The 15,611-nt window shown below is 61.6% G+C and carries 17 protein-coding genes; 8 read left to right on the top strand and 9 right to left on the bottom strand.

The genetic code is table 11. The features are described from left to right. Positions 1 to 10 precede the first annotated feature (10 nt). Positions 11 to 1,018 carry a type I glyceraldehyde-3-phosphate dehydrogenase gene (gene gap / locus Q1K31_RS05710; protein WP_300377619.1) on the bottom strand — a complete coding sequence of 336 codons (1,008 nt, stop codon included), beginning with the start codon at positions 1,016 to 1,018 and terminating at the stop codon, positions 11 to 13. Positions 1,019 to 1,253: 235 nt separating this feature from the next. On the opposite strand from gap, the gene Q1K31_RS05705 reads away from it, so the two are divergent. Continuing rightward, entirely contained in the window at positions 1,254 to 2,030 is a 777-nt protein-coding gene (locus Q1K31_RS05705; RefSeq protein WP_300377617.1) for a LuxR family transcriptional regulator, read from the top strand. On the opposite strand, the gene purT is transcribed toward Q1K31_RS05705, so the two are convergent. From purT to tkt, 4 genes are read right to left on the bottom strand one after another with little or no spacing between them, the layout of a single operon-like run. Further along, entirely contained in the window at positions 2,027 to 3,211 is a 1,185-nt protein-coding gene (gene purT, locus Q1K31_RS05700) for a formate-dependent phosphoribosylglycinamide formyltransferase (protein WP_300377615.1), read from the bottom strand. The genes Q1K31_RS05705 and purT overlap by 4 nt on opposite strands. Next, positions 3,208 to 3,678, bottom strand: coding sequence for an ABA4-like family protein (locus Q1K31_RS05695; RefSeq protein ID WP_300377613.1), 471 nt, complete (start codon positions 3,676 to 3,678; stop codon positions 3,208 to 3,210). Before Q1K31_RS05695 ends, purT begins: the two co-directional genes overlap by 4 nt. A gap of 40 nt (positions 3,679 to 3,718) precedes the next feature. Next, entirely contained in the window at positions 3,719 to 4,132 is a 414-nt protein-coding gene (locus Q1K31_RS05690) for a hypothetical protein (protein ID WP_300377611.1), read from the bottom strand. Positions 4,133 to 4,142: 10 nt separating this feature from the next. Further along, entirely contained in the window at positions 4,143 to 6,113 is a 1,971-nt protein-coding gene (tkt, locus tag Q1K31_RS05685; protein WP_300377609.1) for a transketolase, read from the bottom strand. Between the two features lie 95 nt (positions 6,114 to 6,208). Here tkt and Q1K31_RS05680 point away from each other — a divergent pair, with 95 nt between their 5' ends. The 3 genes from Q1K31_RS05680 to Q1K31_RS05670 are packed head-to-tail and all read left to right on the top strand — an operon-like array spanning position 6,209 to position 7,565. After that, complete coding sequence (locus Q1K31_RS05680; RefSeq protein ID WP_300377607.1) at positions 6,209 to 6,484, top strand: DUF4164 family protein; 276 nt, start codon at positions 6,209 to 6,211, stop codon at positions 6,482 to 6,484. Beyond that, positions 6,484 to 6,789: a cell division protein ZapA gene (locus Q1K31_RS05675; protein ID WP_300377605.1), complete on the top strand. Its 306-nt coding sequence runs from the start codon at positions 6,484 to 6,486 to the stop codon at positions 6,787 to 6,789. Before Q1K31_RS05680 ends, Q1K31_RS05675 begins: the two co-directional genes overlap by 1 nt. After that, positions 6,786 to 7,565, top strand: a complete 780-nt coding sequence (locus Q1K31_RS05670; protein ID WP_300377603.1) for a glycosyltransferase family 2 protein — start codon at positions 6,786 to 6,788, stop codon at positions 7,563 to 7,565. The genes Q1K31_RS05675 and Q1K31_RS05670 overlap by 4 nt, the downstream gene beginning before the upstream one ends. Here the strand turns inward: Q1K31_RS05670 and Q1K31_RS05665 are convergent. The 4 genes from Q1K31_RS05665 to Q1K31_RS05650 all read right to left on the bottom strand — a co-directional run bounded on the left by Q1K31_RS05665 (position 7,535) and on the right by Q1K31_RS05650 (position 10,800). After that, complete coding sequence (locus Q1K31_RS05665) at positions 7,535 to 7,978, bottom strand: bifunctional diaminohydroxyphosphoribosylaminopyrimidine deaminase/5-amino-6-(5-phosphoribosylamino)uracil reductase RibD (RefSeq protein ID WP_300377601.1); 444 nt, start codon at positions 7,976 to 7,978, stop codon at positions 7,535 to 7,537. The genes Q1K31_RS05670 and Q1K31_RS05665 overlap by 31 nt on opposite strands. Next, positions 7,975 to 8,829, bottom strand: coding sequence for a formyltetrahydrofolate deformylase (gene purU / locus Q1K31_RS05660; RefSeq protein WP_300377599.1), 855 nt, complete (start codon positions 8,827 to 8,829; stop codon positions 7,975 to 7,977). The genes Q1K31_RS05665 and purU overlap by 4 nt, the downstream gene beginning before the upstream one ends. 7 nt (positions 8,830 to 8,836) lie before the next feature. Then, complete coding sequence (gpmA, locus tag Q1K31_RS05655) at positions 8,837 to 9,553, bottom strand: 2,3-diphosphoglycerate-dependent phosphoglycerate mutase (RefSeq protein ID WP_300377597.1); 717 nt, start codon at positions 9,551 to 9,553, stop codon at positions 8,837 to 8,839. A gap of 107 nt (positions 9,554 to 9,660) precedes the next feature. Then, positions 9,661 to 10,800, bottom strand: a complete 1,140-nt coding sequence (locus tag Q1K31_RS05650) for an AGE family epimerase/isomerase (protein ID WP_300377595.1) — start codon at positions 10,798 to 10,800, stop codon at positions 9,661 to 9,663. A 122-nt stretch (positions 10,801 to 10,922) separates the two neighbouring features. Between Q1K31_RS05650 and Q1K31_RS05645 the strand changes: the two genes are divergently transcribed. The 4 genes from Q1K31_RS05645 to Q1K31_RS05630 all read left to right on the top strand — a co-directional run bounded on the left by Q1K31_RS05645 (position 10,923) and on the right by Q1K31_RS05630 (position 15,600). Further along, positions 10,923 to 11,534 carry a hypothetical protein gene (locus Q1K31_RS05645; RefSeq protein WP_300377593.1) on the top strand — a complete coding sequence of 204 codons (612 nt, stop codon included), beginning with the start codon at positions 10,923 to 10,925 and terminating at the stop codon, positions 11,532 to 11,534. Between the two features lie 112 nt (positions 11,535 to 11,646). Further along, complete coding sequence (locus tag Q1K31_RS05640) at positions 11,647 to 12,864, top strand: peptidoglycan DD-metalloendopeptidase family protein (RefSeq protein WP_300377591.1); 1,218 nt, start codon at positions 11,647 to 11,649, stop codon at positions 12,862 to 12,864. Positions 12,865 to 12,887: 23 nt separating this feature from the next. Next, positions 12,888 to 14,210, top strand: a complete 1,323-nt coding sequence (locus Q1K31_RS05635; protein ID WP_300377589.1) for a S41 family peptidase — start codon at positions 12,888 to 12,890, stop codon at positions 14,208 to 14,210. A 79-nt stretch (positions 14,211 to 14,289) separates the two neighbouring features. Beyond that, positions 14,290 to 15,600 (top strand): divergent polysaccharide deacetylase family protein, encoded by a 1,311-nt coding sequence (locus Q1K31_RS05630; RefSeq protein WP_300377587.1) that lies wholly within the window; start codon positions 14,290 to 14,292, stop codon positions 15,598 to 15,600. Positions 15,601 to 15,611: the final 11 nt, after the last annotated feature.

The raw sequence follows: 15,611 nt of genomic DNA, 5'->3' as shown, positions 1-15,611 counted from the left end.
CAGGTCTGGCCTAGATGAGTTTCGCCATCGCAATCGCGGTATCGCTCATGCGCGTGGAGAAACCCCACTCATTGTCATACCAGGTCAGCACGGAGACAAGCGTGCCATCCATGACCTTGGTCTGGTCCATGTGGAAAATGGACGAGTGCGGATCGTGATTGAAATCGATGGAGACGTTCGGCGCATCTGTGTAGCCGAGCACGCCTTTAAGCGCACCGTCTGCTGCGTCGCGGATGGCCTTGTTGACCTCCTCGACCGTCGTCTCGCGCTTGGCAACGAATTTGAGGTCGACAACGGAGACATTCGGCGTTGGAACGCGCATGGCGAAGCCGTCCAGCTTGCCATTGAGTTCTGGCAGGGCGAGGCCGACAGCCTTGGCAGCACCGGTGGAGGTCGGGATCATGGACATGCCGGCAGCCCGGCCGCGGTAAAGATCCTTGTGCATCGTATCGAGTGTCGGCTGGTCGCCTGTGAAGGAGTGAATGGTCGTCATCATTCCCCGCTCGATGCCGATAACGTCATTCAGAACTTTCGCGACCGGCGACAGGCAGTTCGTGGTGCACGAGGCGTTGGAGACAACCAGGTCTTCCTTGGTCAGCGTCTCATGGTTGACGCCATAGACGATGGTCTTGTCGGCCCCGCCAGCTGGCGCGGAAACGAGCACCCGCTTTGCGCCTGCTTCGAGGTGCGCGGCCGCCTTCTCCTTCGAGGCGAAGATACCGGTGCACTCCATGGCGATGTCGACATCGTTCTCCTTGTGCGGAAGGTCTTTCGGGTCACGTATGGCCGTGACCTTGAAGGACTGGCCGCCGACCTTGATCGTGTCGCCCTCGACCGAAACATCCATCGGCAGCGTGCCGTGCACGGAGTCATATTTCAGCAGATGCGCATTCGTCTCGACAGGACCCAGGTCGTTAATCGCCACGACCTCGATGTCCTTGCGCCCATGCTCGAGGATCGAGCGCAATACATTCCGGCCGATGCGGCCAAACCCGTTAATGGCTACGCGAACTGCCATGTTCATTCTCCATTCCGCACTATCAGACCGTCCCGGAATCGGGACTTTCGCCGGGGGTTTAGACGCCTCTTGGGCCAACGTCCAGCGTTAGCCGTGCAATCAACCTCATGCACCCGCCGGACAGGCCCGCCATGCACCCAAAGGTTGCCGGTCTCCCCTTATGGTTTTCGCCCCGGGCGATTTCTGATGCTTTCCCTCAGGAGCCAGTGTAAAGTGCCTTCAGAGGCCTTCACCCATGAACGATAATCTGCTGGCCCTTTATGACGCCAATGACGTGTTCGAACTACGGACACGCACAGCTGAAGCTTTCTCCGACATCGGCTTCAGGGCGGCCTATTATATCGCCCCGCTGAGCCTTGGCGGCGGCGCTGGCCAGCTCATGACCAATCAGGGGTTTCCCGAGGACTGGGAAGCTCAGTATCGCGCCGGGCTGGATGAAGCTGACCCTATCCCCGGCCTTGCCCTCTCTCTGGCGCGCCCGGTTATCTGGAACCGTTTGCCAGCCGGCACACAGCTCCCGGCCAAGGGGGCTGCCTATCTCGAAAGCCTGTCAGAGTGGGATATGGAGGCCGGCGTCGGAATGGTTGCCTTTGGGCCATCGGCCAGGGTTGGCTTTGTGGGAGTCGGCTTTCCCAAGACCCGTGAAATAGGGGAGTATCCCGACACTGCCCGCCTCCAGGTTACAGCTCAGATCTCATTCCTGCGCTATTGCCAGCTTATCGAGACCGAAATCGAATCCCTCCCGGCACTGTCGGAACGGGAACTCGACGTGCTCAACCGGATCGCGCAGGGAAAATCGAAAATTACCATTGCTCGCGATCTTGGCGTTTCAAAGGATACGGTCGACACCTATTTCCGCCGCATCTATGCCAAGCTTGACGTCTCCGAGCGCGGAGCAGCCGTCGCCGCTGCTGTCGCCCGCGGCATTATCGTTGCATCGGATATGCGCATATCCGATGCCATGCTTCGCCGACAGCAGGGCCGGCCCGGAAAGGGTGGCTCCCGCCGTTAGGGCTTTTTTACACGTATGGCTGCGGCTGATGTGCGGGCACGCTCGCGCGCTTCGTCAATGGTCTGGCCGGTCGCAACTGCCACCCCCATTCGCCGGCGGGCATAGCTGACAGGCTTTCCGAACAGGCGCACCTGTGACCCCGGTACGCCAAGCGCCTTGTCCAGTCCTTCGAAGACCACCCCGTCAGCGTCTACACCGCCATAGATGACGGCACTTGCGCCCGGCCCGGAGAGCGTCGCATCGACAGGCAGGCCAAGAATGGCACGGGCATGCAGCGCGAATTCGCTTTGCACCTGCGTGGCAAGGGTGACGAGCCCCGTATCATGCGGACGCGGGCTGACCTCTGAAAACCAGACCGTGTCGCCCTTCACGAACATCTCCACGCCAAACAGGCCATAGCCGCCCAGCGCATCCGTGACCTTGCGCGCCATATCCTGCGCACGTTCGAGCGCCAGCGCGGTCATCGGCTGCGGCTGCCAACTCTCGACGTAATCGCCGTTTTCCTGACGATGGCCGACCGGCTCGCAGAATGACGTCCCGTTCGCCGCACGCACCGTCAGCAGCGTGATCTCGAAATCGAAGTCGATTTCGCCTTCAACGATCACGCGCATTTCCCGCTTGCGCCCGGCTTCAAGCGCATAGATCCATGCATGGTCGATCTGGGCTTCAGACCTGACATGCGACTGGCCCTTGCCCGATGACGACATGACCGGCTTGACGAAAACAGGATAGCCGATCTTCTCGGCCGCCTCGGCAAGCTCCTCTCCGCTCGCCGCGAAAGCGTAAGGGCTGGTCGGCAAGCCCAGTTCTTCAGACGCCAGCGTGCGGATGCCCTCCCGGTTCATGGTCAGACGTGTGGCACGCGCCGTAGGAATGACTGTGGCGAGCTCCTCGGCCTCGATCTTCTCAAGTTCATCTGTGGCGATGGCTTCGATCTCGGGCACGATCAGGTGCGGACGCTCCTGTTCGACAATCGCGCGCAGGGCCGCCGCATCTGTCATGTCTATGACGTGCGCACGATGGGCGACCTGCATCGCCGGCGCATTGTCATACCTGTCGACTGCGATCACTTCCGCGCCGAAGCGCTGAAGCTCGATTGCCACCTCCTTGCCGAGCTCGCCCGAGCCCAGAAACATCACCCGCGTGCCCCGTGGGGAAAGTGGCGTTCCGATAGAAGTCATACCTGTTCTGTCCCTGTCTTGCCGGGATCGAAGAGACTGATCCCATGACCCTGTACGATGCGCACGAGGAAATAGGCGAGCAGGCCGGCAGGCCCGAACAGGAATGTCGCAATGAGGCATGGCACGACAGAAAGGTGCGGCAGGCCGAGGCGCCTTGCATCCCGTCCCATCCACGCGCCCACGAAAAGGTCAAAGACGAGATAATGCGTCCAGCCGACAATGACGCCGTTCGGATGGTCGAAGAGGGCAGAGACCGCGCCAATGGAATCAAATCCGGTGCCTTCGGCCGACTGCCCGAAGAAGATCGAGGCAATGAGGCACACTGTGTAGACGGCCCCGAGCGCGATCGGATAGAGGCCGGAATGCACCACTAGCCGCGTCGTGCGCCATCCCGGCGCCAGAACCAGTAACAGCCAGGCCGGGATCACCACGGCGTTGACCAGCATGAAAACGATCTCGTAGCTCATCTGCCCCTCCTCAGATTGAGCGCATGCCTACACGCCTCGCCTATTGCTGCAAGTCGTTTTCCTCGATCTGCTCGAGGGTCGTGGCCAGGGTGGTCAGTATGGCAAACTTGAAGGCGGCGAGATCATCGGCGTCTGCCCGCTGGCAGAACGCTGCGAGCTTGCGCTGGCCGGGGTCATCGCGCAGCCAGTCTTCCCGCGCGACCTGCGCAGCTATGGCCTGTCGCGCCAGAGGCGTGATGGACTCCATGGCCGCCTCACCCCCGGGCTCACCAACCTGCCGGGCGAGCCCCTCCAGACCGAAGCCATAAAAGGCGACATCGCGCAGCCCACACGCCTCGAAAAAGTCGACCGCGCGGGCCTCGTCAGCCTGTAGAGGGTCCGGGTCGCCCGTGGGCGCGGCGGCCACGCACCCGGCAATCAGGAAGGCCGCCGGCGCAATATGGAGTGCTCGCAACACAGCCGCCCTACCTGGTCTGCGCCTCCGCCGCCTCGACTACCGCTTCAGCGGTGATGCCGAAACGCTTGTAGAGATCCTGATAGGGCGCACTGGCACCGAAGCCGTCCATGCCGACAAAGCCGCCCTGAGCCCCGATCCAGCGGTCCCAGCCAAAACGGACACCCGCCTCGACAGCAATTTTCGGGAGGTCTCCGCCCAGCGTACGGCTCTGATAGGCTGCGTCCTGGGCCTCGAAAAGCTCCATGCACGGCATCGAAACGACGCGCGCACCAATCCCTTTTTCTTCAAGGGCCGCTTGTGCCGCAACAGCGATCTCGACTTCCGAGCCCGTCGCGACGAGGACAATCTTCTCTTCAGCCTTAGCGGGTGAAAGGACATAGCCGCCCCGTGCCGACAGGTTCTCCTCGACATGCTCGGTGCGCACGCTGGCGACCTTCTGACGTGTCAGCGCGATGGTCGAGGGGCCTGCCTTGTGCTTGAGCGCCAGCTCCCAGCATTCCGCCGTCTCCACACCATCAGCCGGACGGAACACCATCATGTTCGGCATCGCACGAAGGCTTGCGACATGCTCGACCGGCTGGTGGGTCGGGCCGTCTTCACCAAGGCCGATGGAATCATGCGTCATGACGTGGACGACATTCGCACCCATCAGGGCGCCCAGCCGGATCGCACCACGAGAATAGTCGGAGAAGACAAGGAATGTGCCGGAATAGGGAATGATCCCCTTGTGCAGCGCCATGCCGTTCATCGCCGCGGCCATGCCATGTTCCCGAACACCGTAATGAACATAGCGTCCGCCCCAGTTGGATGGGGTCAGCGGGTCAGTCGAGCTGGTCTTGGTATTGTTCGAGCCCGAAAGGTCGGCCGAACCGCCGATCATTTCCGGGATCGACTCCGTCAGCTTTTCAAGTACGGCACCGGACCATTTGCGGGTCGCATCATCCTTGCCGCCCTCGACAACAGACTTCTTGTGTGCGCGCACGACGGCCTCGACATCGCCCAGCTCACCGGCAATGGCTGCCTCAAACGCTTTCCTGTCGGATGAACCTTCCAGACGCTGCTTCCATTCAGCATGCAGATGCGCGGCATGGGCGCCTTCGCGGGCCCATGCGTGCTCGATGTCTTCCGGAACCTCGAAGGGGGGATGCACCCAGCCGATATTCTTGCGAATGCCCGCAATCTCTTCCTCGCCATACGGGCCGCCATGCGCCTTGCCCGTACCGGCAATGTTCGGCGCGCCATAGCCGATGATCGTCTTGCAGGCGATCATGGTGGGCTTGTCCTGCTTGCGGGCCCAGTCGAGCGCCTCGTAGATTTCCTTGGTGTTGTGCCCGTCAATGCGCTTGGTCGCCCAGCCTGACGCCTCGAACCGCTTGCACTGGTCGGTAGAGTCGGCAAGCTCTGTGGAGCCATCAATCGTGACGGCGTTATCGTCGAACAGGACTGTCAGCTTCGAAAGATTCATGTGACCGGCTAGCGTGATCGCTTCCTGGCTGATGCCTTCCATGAGGCAGCCATCGCCTGCGATGACCCAGGTGCGATGGTCGACAAGTTCGTCACCGAAACGCGCATTGAGATGCCGCTCGGCGATCGCCATACCGACGGATGTGGCAAGCCCCTGCCCGAGCGGGCCGGTGGTTGTCTCGACACCGTCAGTGACAAAATTTTCCGGGTGTCCGGGTGTCTTCGACCCGTTCTGGCGGAAATTGCGGATCTCTTCACGGCTGACGCTCTCATACCCGCACAGATGCAGCAGCGAGTAGATCAGCATGGAGCCGTGTCCGGCCGATAGAACAAACCTGTCACGGTCGGCCCAATGCGGGTCGGCCGGGTCATGTTTCAGATAATGCGTCCAGAGAATTGTGGCGACATCCGCCATGCCAAGCGGCAGGCCGACATGGCCTGATTTCGCCTGCTCGACAGCATCCATTGAAAGCGCACGGATGGCATTCGCCATGTCCTTGTGTTCTACCGACATGAGTAACCCCTTTTCTTGCTTCGCTTTGGACGGAGGGAGGGTTTGCTGTCAACCTGCTTGGCGAGATGGCCTGCATCCTGCTATCGGGAAATACGATGGATAAAGTGACAAACGCCGCAGACCGCCTCGACAAGGCACTATCACGCCTTGAAGGCTCGCTCGACAGCCTGTTCGAAAGAGCAGGCGATCCGGGTGTCGTGCGCCGGGAGCTGGCGGCCATGGTGGCCGACCGGGCAAAGCTCGCCGACGAACTGGATGAAGCCCTGGCCCGGGAGCGCAAGCTCCAGACGCTTGCCGATGAAGCCTCCGAAGCGCTTGGCGCAGCGATCGAGGAAGTCCGCTCTGCCCTCAACCGTGAAGGGACAAGCTGATGGCCAAGGCCGATATCACCATTCGTGGCCGCCAGTACGCCGTGGCCTGCGCCCCTGGACAGGAGCAACGTCTAACCGACCTCTCCCGCGATCTCGACGAACGGGTTCACCAGATTGCCGATGCGGTGGGCGACCTAGGCGATGCGCGCCTGCTTCTGGTGGCGGCTCTTTCCCTGCTTGATGAGCTCGACGAGGCCCGCCGCGGGCATCCTTCCGAGCTCTCCTCACAGAAAGCCGCCTCAGCCCTGTCGGATGCGGCCGCGCGTATCGAGGCGCTTGCCGAACGCATCGAGGCCGGCCAGTGAGTCAGCCCCGTCAGCTCAGCGTTCTCATCCCCTTCTACAATGAAGCAGGAAACGTCGCCCCGTTGCTGGACGAGATCCATGACGCACTCGCCGGGATCGATTACGAAATCGTCTGCGTCAATGACTGCTCGGATGACGCTACGGGCGGTGAACTTGAAGAAGCCCGGCGCAAGGCCCCTAAGCGCATTACGGTTCGCACACATGTGGCACGCGCCGGAAAGTCTGCCGCCCTGATGACTGGCCTGCGCGCCGTTACAGGCACCTGGACACAGCTGCTCGACGGGGACGGCCAGAACGATATCGCCGATACACGCCGGGTCTGGGATGCTGTGATCGCACCGGGAAACACAGGTCCGCTCGGCCTGATCGCGGGCAAACGCAAGAGCCGCAATGATTCCGGCTTCAAATGGCTACAGTCACGCATTGCCAATGGCATCCGGCGTTTCATGCTGCGCGATGATGCCACCGATACAGGCTGTGGCTGGAAACTCATGCGCACCGATGCGTTTCGGGAACTTCCCTATTTCGCCTCCATGCACCGTTTCCTGCCGGCCCTGATGAAACGGGCGGGCTGGGAAGTCCGTGAAGAACCCGTCAATGACCGGCGGCGCTGGCATGGCCAGTCTAAGTACGGATTTCTCGGCCGTCTCGGGGCCGGCGCAGCAGACCTGTTCGGAGTCTTCTGGCTTGTCAGGCGTGGCCAGCCCGGCATCGCGCAGGAGTGGAATGACCCGCGGGCAGGTGCTCAGTCCAGCGTCGCGAAGAAATCCTCGTAAAGCGCCGCGACCTCACTTTCCAGGACACCCCTGTCGACCGCAATACCGGCCTTCTCCAGCGCAGCAGCCCCGCCGGCGCCTTTCGGGTGCTGGTCCATCACGGCGATAACCACTCTGGAAATACCTGCCTCGATGAACCGGGTCGAACAGGCTGCTTCACCATTGGTTCGTTCCCGGCAGGGTTCCAGCGTGACATAGGCCACTGCGCCGTTCGCGCTTTCAGCTGCCTTCGCGCCGAGTGCCATTTCCTCGGCATGCGGGCGTCCACCATCGGCTGTCGCGCCTTCCGAAATACGTCTGCCGTCCGGACCGATAATCACGCAGCCGACAGCTGGATTGGCCCCTGTCCGGCCTGATTGCGCCCGCGCCAGCTCCAGGGCCCGGCGCATGTGATGCTCATGCTCATTGCTCATTCGAATACCACCGTCCGGATACCGTTGAGAAAAACCCGCCCCTCGGCATGTGCCGTAACCGCCCTTGAAAGGACACGCGCTTCAATGTCGCGCCCGATATGGGCCATACGCTGCGGAGTCATGCGATGATCAACAGGCGACACGTCCTGCGCGATGATCGGCCCCTCATCGAGATCAGCCGTAACATAGTGAGCCGACGCCCCGATCAGCTTCACCCCGCGTGCGTGGGCCTGATGATAGGGTCTCGCCCCCTTGAAGCTTGGCAGGAAGGAATGATGGATGTTGATGCAACGGCCTTCCAGCTCGCGGCAAAGCTGGTCCGATAGCACCTGCATGTAGCGCGCCAGGACCACGAAATCGCTGCGGCTGTCCTGCATGATTTCACGCAGGCGGTCCTCGGCCTCCTGCTTCGTATCCGCCGTTACAGGAACATGATGAAACGGCAGGTCATGACGCTCTGCCAGCCAGCGTGCATCCTCATGGTTTGAAACAATGGCGCTGATATGGGTTCCAAGCTGGCCCCGCCTGTGCCGGTAAAGAAGGTCATTCAGGCAGTGGTCTCCGCGAGAGACCAGAATGAGTGCCCGCGGCTGGTCGGATGTCCGGCGGAGAGACCACTCCATTTCATGCTTCTCGGCGAGTGCGGAAAAACCGGCAGAAAAGCTGTCCCCGCTGAAAGCCTCCGGCACCTCGAACTCCACCCAGATGAAGAATTTCTGTGTGGCAGCATCCCCGAAATCCTGACTTTCAATCACGTTCAGGCCGGCCCGTGCGAGATAGCCGGCAACATCGGCCAGAATACCGATGGCATCAGGCGCGGCCGCCCGGAGAATATAGGACTCGCCTGCCATCCTCCGTCTAGGCTGGGACCGCTGGAAGATCGGTTGCGCGCGAGCCATCGAGATAGCGGGCCGTGACCGGCTTCAGCTCATTATTCAGCTCGATCAGCAGCGGATTGCCCGTCGGGATTTCGACGCCGGTAATCGTGTCGTCCGGTACATCGAAAAGGTGCTTGACCAGCGCGCGCAGGGAATTGCCATGCGCAGCGATGACCGTATCGGTCCCACCTTCGAGAACGGGCGCGATCGTTTCATGCCAGTATGGCAGGACACGTTCGAGCGTCAGCTTCAGGCTTTCAGTCGACGGCACGTCGATACCGGCATAGCGCGGATCGCCTGACAGATCGTACTTTCCGCCCGCTTCCAGTTCCGGCGGCGGCGTATCGTAGGAGCGGCGCCAGACATGCACCTGCTCCTTGCCGTGCTTCTCGGCGGTTTCCTTCTTGTCGAGGCCGGTCAGCCCGCCATAGTGGCGCTCATTCAGGCGCCAGTGTTTTTCAACCGGCAGCCAGACAAGCCCCATTTCCGTCAGCGTGATCCAGAGCGTCCGGATCGCCCGCGTCTGGACGCTCGAGAAAGCCTGGCGCGGAGCAAAGCCGTTGTCTCTCAGAAGCTCGCCTGCACGCTTGGCTTCAGCTTCACCATTTGCTGTCAGGTCGGCATCCCACCAGCCTGTAAAGCGGTTCTCAAGGTTCCACTGGCTTTGGCCGTGTCGGATCAGCGCTAGGGTTGGCATGGTCAGTCCCGTCTCAAAATTTCTTCGATAAGCTGCCCTTTAGGGCATGAATCTTTCAAATCCAAGCGCATGACCGGTCACGACTGCAATGATCGTGCGCAACCCACTCACACGCCCGTCACACGGATCAGCTCGTCGAAAGCAAGCCCGACATGATATCCCGTCGAGGCCGGCATGTTTTCAGTGGCCACCTGTCCGTCCTCGTCAAACCGGTCGATCCAGCCGCCTTCGGGGGTGAGGTATTCATCCATAAGAATATCAAAACACTGCACGGCACGCCGGTCATGCGCCTCTTCGTCCGGGTCGATTTCATGCATCGCCAGGTGCGCCTTAAGGGCTTCGGTCTGCATCCAGGTCCGCCGTGAGGCATCTGTCACTGTGCCGCTCCGTTGCGCTGCGGTGAAAACCCGTCCGTCCTCGTCGAGGGTACGGCAGCCGAAGTCATAGAGCCCTGCAATGGCCGGATGAAGGTCGTCCCCGGTCAGTCCGGCATGCGATTTCAGCAACCAGACCCATTCGAACTGATGGCCGGGCTCGACAATCTCATGTGTCTCGCCCGTTTCCTCCGACCAGTCTGGGCGGAAATGCTCCCCGAGGGTCGACGTGTACGGATCGAGCATCTTCTCGGTGAACAGGGAGACAATCCGTTCCGCCCGCGCCAGATGGCCGCTTTCAGGGTCCACCGAATGCAGGGCATGGCAGGCTTCCAGCAGGTGCATATGCGGGTTCTGCTGCCGGCGGCTGCCGCGCGGAAGCATCTCGGCATAACCGCCATGATCGGGGTCTGCCAGCATCGTATCGACCGCCTTCAGGATACCGCGGGCCGCCGGAAGTGCCGACTCTTCCCCACTTTTTGAAGCATGGGCCAGTGCGAACAGGGTGAAGGCGGTGTCATACAGGTCTGCCCGTGCATCACTGAGCCCCGACCCGTCCGTATCCAGGACGCGACCGGCCAGGCCATCCGCGCGCAGGCAGGGGCCTTTCAGCGCACGCACTCCCATCTGGACAAAGTGTTCTGCCCTGTCGCGGTCCCAGCCCATGTCCCGTCCGAGACAGAAGACATACGTCTGCCGGGCCTGCACCCTGACGCGTGCCGTCTCTGCCTCGACCGCCTTGTGGGAAAGGTCCAGCGCTTCGCGGAAAAGGCCGTGCGGCCCTATGCCTTCACGCGCCCATAACGGCAGGCAGGCTTCGGTCATCCAGTCGCGGGCCTCACGCGCGCGCCGGTTAAGGGCAGAGGATGTCATGTCTGGCAGACCTCGTCTTAAGTGGGTTTTCGGCTCGCCTCCGGACACCAGCATTGCTATCAAGCCGCCAACGTGATTTCCAGCGCTATATCTGGCCTTTATCAGGGAATACGCCGCCGCTCATGTCTGACAGGACTTTCTTCGCAACCGCCCTCCTGGCCGCCATTGTCATGGTGGGCGTTGCCTTGCTGCCAGGTCTCAACAGTCTGCCATCAGGGCCGATCAGCGGTGGCGGCACCGATTACCGGCGGATCGAGGTGACCGGCGAACAGCTCAACCGCCTGGTGGCCGGCGGGGATGCAGATATCGAGCTGGTGAAAGTCGATGGGCGCAACGTGCTGCGCATCGCCGCGCTTCATGACGCCCTCGCTGGCGACCCTCTCATGGGGCCGCACCTTGTCCTTGCCCCTGACCTTGAAGTCGCCTTTGCCGGCATGCCTGTAAAGATCACCGTCAATGCCCGCGCAGCCGACAAGTATGGCGCCTCTGGCCTTCGGCTGAACTACTGGGCCGGGACGGGTGAGGGCTCTGGATGGCAGGATTTCACAATGACCCGGCAGTTCGAGGATGTATCGTTCATCTATGAACCGCCCCCGCGCGAGACCGGTAAGGACCCGGGCTATGACTATCTGGCGATCCGGCCGGAGGTGCCGGAAGACGTGCGGGCCGTCTTCATATCATCGATTGTTTTCGAACGGACCACGGCCTCAGAGGCAGGCGACGCAGGAAATTGATCTCTCGTCCACGCACCACCCACTCCTGATTTTCCGGGCATATGCAGCCAGACTGCATTTGCAGGCTGCATGGTTAAGTTTGCAGTCACTCTCGGCGTGCAAGATGAAACACATGTCCCTCTGTATTCGCCTCCTCCTGATCTCTCTTGGCGGACTGCTCATTGCAGCCACGCCCAGTGAATTCACACGCGAAGAACTCAAGGCGCTTGAAGCGGAACGCGATGCCGCGATGCGCCAGCTGAAAGCGCTTGAAGAGGCCGAGACTACTGCCGTGCGAAGCGTCTCCGATCTCGAAAGCCGGTTGATCGCGGCTGCGCTGGAGAGCCGCCGCCGCGAAGAACAGGCGGCAGCCTCCGAACGTAAATTGATTGACCTGCAGACCCGGCTCACATCCGCGCGCGAATCCCTTCTGGCCAGCGACGCCCACCTTGAAGACCTCATTGCCAGCCTTGCCGTCTCGGGCCGTCACCGCCCGCCAGCCCTGATCGCCTCCCCGCGCGAAGCCAATAACGCCATACGTAGCGCTATCGTGATGGGGGCGACCGCGCCGGTCCTCAACGAGCGCACCGAGATGCTCGCCAACGAGATCGACCATCTCAAATCCCTCCAGTCACAGCTACGCCGTGAGCAGGCGCGCCTGGAAACAACCGAGGCCCGGCTCGATGTGAAGAAAGCCGAAATCGAACAGCTTGTCGCCACCAAGCGCGCGCAGTTCGAAAATGTCAGCACGGAGGCCGAGGCCCTGCGTGAACGTGTCGACAAGATCGGGTCAGAAGCCAGCACACTGCGCGAACTTCTCGCCGCACTGGAAACCTCGGCACCGAGCGCTCCAGGCATGAAGCCTGGCCGCATCCAGCTCGCCGCGGCAAGCCCGAGCCAGTCGAAACGGATCACCGACGCGCCTTCTCCGGGCGCCTCGACGGCAAATCTCAAGCCCCTCGGTCAGGGGGCCCTTGGCGGGCTGATGCGTCCCGCAAGCGGCATGCTCGCCCGCAGCTGGGGCGATACGCTGCCCGGCGGCGAAACGTCCAAGGGCATCTATATCCAGCCGCGCGCCGATGCCGATGTTGTCGCCCCCGTGGATGGCACCGTCGAGTATGCCGGCGTTTTCCGCACTTACGGTCAGCTCTTGATAATTTCGACAAGTGATGGCTACCATATCCTGCTAAGTGGGATGGGCCGCATCTACGGCACGCCCGGACAGACGGTAAAAGCAGGCGAACCCGTCGGACGCATGCCAGACCGTGAAACTCCACCTCCGGAACTCTATCTAGAGGTCAGGAAGGCGGGGGAACCAATGAATCCAGCGCGCTGGATGAAAGGCGGTTAGGTCCGCCGGAAGGAGAGACGACTATGCGGGCAATGCTCACAGGTGCGGCCATCGGGGTGGTTCTCGGCGGACTTGCGGTTGGTGTATCAGCCTTCGCTTGGCCGGAGTCCAAGCCCGCCGACAGCCGCGCGGAAACCTACCGCCAGCTTGATCTCTTCGCCGAAGTCCTTGCCCGCGCCCGCGCTGACTATGTCACCGAGATTGACGAAGCTGAAGCCATGGAAGCCGCTATCAATGGCATGCTCGGCTCGCTCGATCCGCACTCCTCCTACATGTCCGCCGAAGACTTCGAGGCCATGCAGGTGCAGACTTCCGGCGAATACGGGGGGCTCGGGATCGAAGTCACAATGGAAGACGGCTTCGTAAAAGTCGTCACACCCATGGATGACACACCTGCAAGCCGTGCCGGCCTTGAGAGCGGTGACCTTCTTACGGCAATCAATGGCAAGCCGATTGTCGGGCTCAACATTGATGATGCCGTGCGCGACATGCGGGGCGAACCGGGCACCGAACTGATCGTGACGGTCCTGCGCGAAGGCGAGGAAGCCTTTGATGTCACCCTCGAGCGTGAAGTGATCCGGCCCAAGTCGGTAGACTGGGAAATCAAGGAAGAGGGTATCGCCTATATCCGTATCTCCACCTTCAATGAGCGCACCACCGACCTGCTTGACGAAGCGATTTCGGAAGCCAGCCGCGAGATTGACGGGCGCCCGGAAGGAATCATCCTGGACCTGCGTAATAATGGCGGCGGCCTGCTGGATCAGGCAATCTCGACCACCGACAAGTTCCTTTCCGGCGGCGAGGTCGTCTCCACGATTGGCCGGCGCCCAAGCGATGTCGCCCGTTACAATGCCCGTAGCGGCGAAGTCTTCAAGAATGTGCCGCTCGTTGTCCTGATCAATAACGGCTCTGCCTCGGCCTCGGAAATTGTTGCCGGAGCCCTGCAGGACCGTGAGCGTGCCACCGTGCTTGGCACGACCAGTTTCGGCAAGGGCTCGGTCCAGACGGTGATCCCGCTTGGCGCGGATCGGGGAGCTATCCGTCTGACGACATCTCGTTATTACACACCCTCAGGCCGCTCCATCCAGGCCACAGGCATCGTGCCGGACCTGGAGGTCGCCCAGACGCGTATAACCGAGGACGAGCTGGAAAAGATCCGGCGCTATTCGGAAGCCGATCTGCCCAATGCCCTGTCGAACGAGGACGGTACGGAGCGCCAGATCCCACACATGCCGGACGACCAGCCGCCGGAAGATTATGAGGGCGAGGATTACCAGCTCGACCGGGCTCTGGAGTATCTGCGCGGCGGACAGCTTACAGCCGGGGAAAATCCCACCGCAGGTTAACAGATATTTGCCGGTTCTTAACCAATCGCCTCCACTCTGAAGGGCTGTAGTTGCAACCTGCGGAGTGAAGAGGCGCCTGATGATGTATCGTGTGACAAGGGATCCGTCGCCTGTTCGCAGCGGCCTCGTTCACACAGGGCTGAGCCTGCTTGCCTTCTCCGCTCTCATGGCGGTTTCGGGCACTCTCATTCATCTCACCGGAGACGCCAGCGAAGCAGGACCGGCCCGGCAGATTGCCCTTTTCGAGCCTGCTGGCGGCGACCGTCCCAACCTCAAGACCCGCTTTGCGGCCGAAGATGGCAAAGCGCGCCCTGTCGTTTCCATGATGGCGACCGCGGAAGGCCCTTCTTCTGCCGTCGCCGATTCCACAGAAGAGCAGGCACCAAGCCTCGGCGTCAGCTATGCAGGCGATGACGGCGGCGGGGCGGCGCGCCCGTCAGCCATGCCCGATGAAGTCGATACTGTACGAATCAACGGTGTTGCCGTCTCGGCCGGGCGCTCCTGGAAAGAAACCACGAAGCTGAAGGCCCTGCCTGAGGCGCCGATCAGCGCCGTCACGGAAACCGCGCCCGTTGGCCCCCTGCCAAGGGTCGCAGACGACGGGCGCACGCCAGCAGGCGCCTATGCCCGACCATTCGCCAACCCCGAGAACCGCCCGAAAGTCGCGATTGTGGTCGGCGGGCTCGGGATCAACTGGCGTCACACAACCTCGGCCATCGAGGAGCTACCGCCCGAAATCACCCTTTCCTTCGCCCCGACGGCCAGCAATCTCCAGGGCTGGATCGACCAGGCCCGCAAAGCCGGACATGAAGTTCTGCTTGAAGTGCCAATGGAGCCTTATGAGTTCGGGCGCGAAAGCCCGCATAGCCACACCCTCTATGGCGAACATGATGATGAGCGCACCCGCGAACGCCTTGAATACCTCCTGTCCCGCGCTACCGGCTATTTCGGTGTGACGAACTATCAGGGCAGCAAATTCGCCACGGATGAAGCCTCCACCACCCATCTCGCTGATACACTGCACAGTCGCGGCCTCGCCCTTGTCGAGGATGGCAGTCTTTCGCGCTCCGCCTTTACCACCGCCGCGCAGGATACAGGGCTCAGATTCCGCAAGGCAAACACCCCGGTCGATGCCCGTCCCGAGGGCGAGGAAATCGAGACGAAACTGCTCGAACTTGAAGCCCTGGCGATGGAATCCGGCAGCTCTCTCGGAACGGGCTTTGCCTATCCACTCACCATCGACATCCTCAAGGAATGGACCCAGAGCCTCGACGAGAAAGGCATTATCCTCGCCCCCGCTTCCAGCGTGACCCAATCCTCGCGTCCGGCTGGAAAAAGCATGGATACCGCAGAGCTTGTCACCGAGCAGGGTGGGCAAACCGGCGGATAAGCCCTAAGTCT

It is taken from the genome of Henriciella sp. (assembly GCF_029936995.1).
Taxonomy (GTDB): Bacteria; Pseudomonadota; Alphaproteobacteria; order Caulobacterales; family Hyphomonadaceae; genus Henriciella.
This window is presented reverse-complemented; position numbering and strand designations above follow the sequence as displayed.